5 protein-coding genes are annotated in these 5,062 nt (G+C 68.1%); 3 read left to right on the top strand and 2 right to left on the bottom strand.

Features of this window, described 5'->3' with window-relative positions; translation table 11 throughout:
* Positions 1-118: 118 nt before the first annotated feature.
* The 3 genes from P2P98_RS01500 to P2P98_RS01490 are packed head-to-tail and all read left to right on the top strand — an operon-like array spanning position 119 to position 2,645.
* Positions 119-916 (top strand): ABC transporter permease, encoded by a 798-nt coding sequence (locus P2P98_RS01500; protein ID WP_275796500.1) that lies wholly within the window; start codon positions 119-121, stop codon positions 914-916.
* A gap of 17 nt (positions 917-933) precedes the next feature.
* On the top strand, positions 934-2,043 hold the full coding sequence (locus P2P98_RS01495; protein ID WP_275796498.1) for a sensor histidine kinase: 1,110 nt from the start codon (positions 934-936) through the stop codon (positions 2,041-2,043).
* Complete coding sequence (locus P2P98_RS01490; protein WP_345799687.1) at positions 2,040-2,645, top strand: response regulator transcription factor; 606 nt, start codon at positions 2,040-2,042, stop codon at positions 2,643-2,645. The genes P2P98_RS01495 and P2P98_RS01490 overlap by 4 nt, the downstream gene beginning before the upstream one ends.
* A gap of 7 nt (positions 2,646-2,652) precedes the next feature.
* Here P2P98_RS01490 and P2P98_RS01485 read toward each other — a convergent pair whose 3' ends face one another.
* The gene (locus P2P98_RS01485) at positions 2,653-3,051 is read right to left on the bottom strand and encodes a DUF779 domain-containing protein (RefSeq protein ID WP_275796494.1); all 399 of its coding nucleotides are present in this window, start codon (positions 3,049-3,051) and stop codon (positions 2,653-2,655) included.
* A 262-nt stretch (positions 3,052-3,313) separates the two neighbouring features.
* On the bottom strand, positions 3,314-4,864 hold the full coding sequence (locus P2P98_RS01480; RefSeq protein WP_275796492.1) for an aldehyde dehydrogenase family protein: 1,551 nt from the start codon (positions 4,862-4,864) through the stop codon (positions 3,314-3,316).
* Between the last annotated feature and the right edge of the window lie 198 nt (positions 4,865-5,062).

The following is a 5,062-nucleotide window of genomic DNA, read 5'->3' as shown; positions in this document are numbered from 1 at the left end:
GCCACCTGCTCACCACCACCGACGCGCGCGACATCGAGATCACGGCGCAGAACCTCGAGAGCGTCTTCCTCACCCTCACCGCTGACAACGCCGCGCCCGTCTCGAATGGAGCCGTCCGATGACCGCCATCACTCTCGACCGCCCGGTCCCCGCCTTCGGCGGGTTCACGCTCACGTATCTGCGCATCGAGCTGCTGCGCAAGCTCCGCAACCCCCGCAGCCTGCTGTTCACGGTCGCATTCCCGGTGCTGATGTTCTTCATCGTCGGGTTCCAGACGCTCGACGTTCCGCTGACCGATACCCCGTTGGCATCCGGGGGAGTGTCGGTGGCCGCGTACATCATGGTCTCGATGGCGATGTACGGGACCATGATGTCGGCGACCCAGACCGGAGCGTCGGTCGCGGTGGAGCGCGCGCAGGGCTGGAGCCGCCAGCTCCGCCTCACCCCGCTGAACCCCGTCGCGAACGTCGTGGTCAAGATGATGGCGGGCATGATGTTCGGCCTCATCGCCGTGATCGCGACCTACGCCGTCGCCGCCTTCGCCGGTGTCACCCTCGCCCCCGTGCAGTGGATCGTGACCGGACTCGCCGCCTGGCTCCTCGCGAGCGCGGTGTTCACGACGCTCGGCCTCATGGTCGGCTACATGGTTCCGGGCGAGAACGCGGCGCAGATCACCAGCCTCGCCGTGGTGCTGCTGTCGTTCCTCGGCGGCCTGTTCTTCCCGCTGTCGTCGATGCCCGACTTCCTTCAGACCATCGGCAAGCTGACGCCCGTCTACGGCATCGGCGAGCTCGCCCGGTCGCCTCTGACGGGGGATGCCTTCGACCTCGGCGCCCTGATCAACGCGGTGGTCTGGCTCGCGGTGTTCGTCGCGGGGACCGTGTACTTCTTCCGTCGCGACACGCGGCGCGCGTGACGCCTAGGGTGAACGACATGAGCAGTGGGACCGGCCCGGAACGAGCGATCGTTCCGGGCCGTCGCCCGTTTCAGCGCGGGTGGCTCATCGGTTCGTCGATCTCCCTGATCTGGACGTTCCCGACGCTGCTCACCCTCTGGGAAGAGCCGGGTCTGGCCCCGCGGGTGCTCGGAACGGCGATCGTGGCGGTGTTCGCGGCGCTGTTCATGGCGACCGCTCCCCTCGCCCGTCGCACGCCTTCTTACGGACGCCGACTGCTTCTGCCCGTGGCCCTCTTCGCGCTGAGCCTCGCGCTCTGGCCGTGGCTCGGCGCCGACGTGCGGTGGCTGTGGACGTTCGTGGGAGTCTCCGTCGCCGTCTCGCGTATGGGGTCCCGCACCATGTGGACGACCGTCGGGGTGCTGAGCGGACTCTCGTTCGCCGTGGGGGAGTGGAGCGGGGCCGACACCTTCACGAGCGTGCTCAACTCGGCGATCATCCTCTCCATCTCGATCATGATGTTCAGCTTCATGCGGAACATCTCGACCCTCGAGCGTCTCCGCGATGCGCAGGCTCAGATCGCCGAACTCGCCGCCGAGAAGGAGCGCGGTCGCGTCGCGCGCGACGTGCACGACATCCTCGGTCACTCACTCACCGTGATCACGGTGAAGGCAGAACTCGCCGGACGACTGATGGATGCCGGCTCCCCGGCCGCCCGCGACGAGATCACCCAGATCGAGCAGTTGGCGCGCGGAGCCCTCTCCGACGTCCGTGCGACGGTCCACGGGTATCGCGGTGTCAGCATCAGCGGAGAGCTCGCCGCCGCTCGTGCGGCGCTCGAGAGCGCCGGGGTTTCCGCCGACCTGCCCGGGTCGACGGAGCAGGTGCCCGCCGACCGCCGCGAACTGGCCGGCTGGGTCGTGCGCGAGGCGGTGACAAACGTCATCCGCCATTCCGGTGCGACCGCTTGCCGAGTGCGACTCGACGGCCGGTCGATCGAGGTGGTCGATGACGGCTGCGGCCCCTCGTCCGCGGCATCCTCGGGCTCGGGACTGACGGGCTTGCGCGAGCGCGTCGAGACGTCCGGCGCGCGTCTGACCATCGGTCGCAGCGACCTCGGCGGATTCAAACTCAAGGTGGCATGGTGATCCGACTCCTCATCGCCGACGACCAGGCTCTCGTGCGCGGCGCCCTCGCCGCGCTGCTCGGTCTCGAACACGACATCGAGGTCGTGGCCCAGGTGGGCCGCGGCGACGAGGTGGTCGAGGCGGCGCGGGCGTCCGAAGCCGACGTCGCCCTCCTCGACATCGAGATGCCCGGCATCGACGGCATCGCCGCGGCATCCCTCCTGCGTTCGGAGGTCCCCGCATGCCGCGCCCTCATCGTCACGACCTTCGGACGCCCGGGCTACCTGGCGCGTGCCATGCAGGCCGGGGCATCGGGATTCGTGGTGAAGGACACCCCCGCGGCAGAGTTGGCGGACGCGGTGCGGCGCGTCTCGCTCGGGCTCCGCGTGGTCGATCCGGCTCTCGCGGCCGAGTCGCTCGCGCAGGGCGACTCCCCGCTCACCGAGCGCGAGACCGACGTGCTCGCCGCGGCCCGCGACGGCGGTTCGATCGCCGACATCGCGCGGACGGTGCACCTGTCAGAGGGGACGGTGAAGAATCACTTGTCCAGCGCGATCGGGAAGACCGGCGGGCGGAATCGGGCGGATGCCGTGCGGGTGGCGGTGGAGCGGGGGTGGCTGTAGCCGGAAGTCAGCCTCGTTCGGCAGCCGCACCAACCCCGAACGCCACCGCCTCCTCCTCCGTCAGCATCCGCGACCGGATGAGGAACCGCATCCCCGTCGGACCCTCGACCGAGAACCCTGCGCCCCGCCCCGGGACGACGTCGATCGTCAGGTGCGTGAACTTCCAGTACTCGAACTGCGACTCCGACATGTAGACCTCGATCGGGTCGTCGAGCCCGACCTCGATGTTCCCGAGGTGCACGTCGCTGGGCCCGATGAGGAACATGCCGACCGGGTAACACATCGGCGAACTGCCGTCGCAGCAGCCCCCGGACTGATGGAACATCAGCGGGCCGTGCTTCGCCGTCAAGTCGCGCAGCAGCGCGGCCGCGGCGTCCGTCACGTCCACGCGGGAGAGTTCTGGCATCCGTCTCCGTCCTTTCCTGAAGGCGTGTCCCACTTTGTGCGGGAAATCGAAGCTCGATTCGCACAATGCGGGACGCGCGACCTCCGTCCCGAGGGGCGTGTCCCACTTTGTGCAGATTCCGCCCGGAGAAATCACACAAAGTGGGACACGCACCATCGCGCGGCGCCGGCGTACGACGCGGCGCTGACCAAACGGGCGTGGCCCCCGGGACGAACCCGGGGGTCACGCGGTCGGGTCGCCGCCACGACCCCGACACGGTCGATCAGAAGAAGCCCATCGCCCCTTCGGCGTACGACACGAGCAGGTTCTTCGTCTGCTGGTAGTGGTCGAGCATCTTGAGGTGGTTCTCGCGGCCGATGCCCGACTGCTTGTACCCGCCGAACGCGGCGTGCGCGGGGTACTGGTGGTACGTGTTCGTCCAGACGCGTCCGGCTTCGATCGCCCGACCTGCGCGGTAGGCGGTGTCGCCGCTTCGGCTCCACACGCCTGCGCCCAGGCCGTACAGGGTGTCGTTGGCGATCGAGATGGCGTCGTCGAAGTCGTCGAACGACGTGACCGAGAGCACGGGACCGAAGATCTCCTCCTGGAAGATGCGCATGTCGTTCGTGCCCTCGAACACCGTCGGCGCGACGTAGTAGCCACCCGAGAGGTCGCCGCCGAGGTCGACCCGCTCCCCGCCCGTGAGCAGCTTGGCGCCGCCCTGCTTGCCGATGTCGATGTACGACAGGATCTTCTCGAGCTGGTCGTTCGAGGCCTGCGCGCCGATCATCGTCTCGGGGTCGAGCGGGTTGCCCTGACGGACCTTCTTCACGCGCTCGAGGCCGTCGCCGAGGAACTGGTCGTAGATCGAACGCTGGATGAGCGATCGCGACGGACACGTGCAGACCTCACCCTGGTTGAGGGCGAACATCGTGAAGCCCTCGAGCGCCTTGTCGTAGTAGGCGTCGTCGCTCCGCAGCGCGACGTCCTCGAAGAACACGTTGGGGCTCTTGCCTCCGAGTTCGAGCGTCACCGGGATGAGGTTCTGCGACGCGTACTGCATGATCAGACGCCCGGTCGTGGTCTCACCCGTGAACGCGATCTTGCGGATGCGCTTGTGCTGCGCCAGCGGCGCCCCCGCCTCGATGCCGAAGCCGTTGACGATGTTGACGACGCCCGCGGGGAGCAGGTCGCCGATGATGTCGAACAGGAACAGCAGCGATGCCGGGGTCTGCTCGGCCGGTTTGATCACGACGCAGTTACCCGCGGCGAGGGCCGGAGCGAGCTTCCATGCCGCCATGAGAATGGGGAAGTTCCACGGGATGATCTGCCCGACCACACCGAGCGGCTCGTTGAAGTGGTACGCCACGGTGTTCTCATCGAGCTGGCTGAGCGAGCCCTCCTGCGCCCGCAGCACCCCGGCGAAGTAGCGGAAGTGGTCGACGGTCAGCGGGATGTCGGCGGCGAGCGTCTCGCGCACCGGCTTGCCGTTCTCCCACGTTTCGGCGACGGCGATCCGCTCGAGGTTCTCCTCGATCCGGTCGGCGATCTTGTTCAGGATGACGCTGCGCTCAGCGGGCGTCGTCTTCTTCCACGACGCGAACGCCTTCCACGCGGCATCCACCGCCCGATCGATGTCGTGCCCGTCACCGCGCGCGACCTCGCAGAAGGGCTTGCCGGTGACGGGGGTGATGTTCTCGAAGTACTCGCCGCTGTGCGGTTCGACCCATTCGCCACCGATGTAGTGCCCGTACCGCGAGCGATACTCGGCGACGGATCCGCGGGTGCCGGGTGCGGCATAGACGCTCGAGACGCCTTCTTCGACGATGGTCATGCGTGTCTCCTTCGACGGTCATGAGTCGCCGCGACGGCTTCGAGCGGCGATGCGCCGACGGTACGCCGGGGAAGGTTGCATCGGGTTGCACCCGCGTGCACCCGAGACCTCGCCACCGGAATCGGATACGTGCAGCGGATTCGGATGCCGCTGCCCGTTCGATCCGTATCCGCTGCGCGCATCCGAATCCGTTCACCT

Origin of the sequence: Microbacterium sp. Kw_RZR3 (genome assembly GCF_029222405.1) — a bacterium.
Lineage (GTDB): Bacteria > Actinomycetota > Actinomycetes > Actinomycetales > Microbacteriaceae > Microbacterium.
Note: the sequence above shows the minus strand (reverse complement) of the source record. Positions and strands in the feature narration are given on the sequence as shown.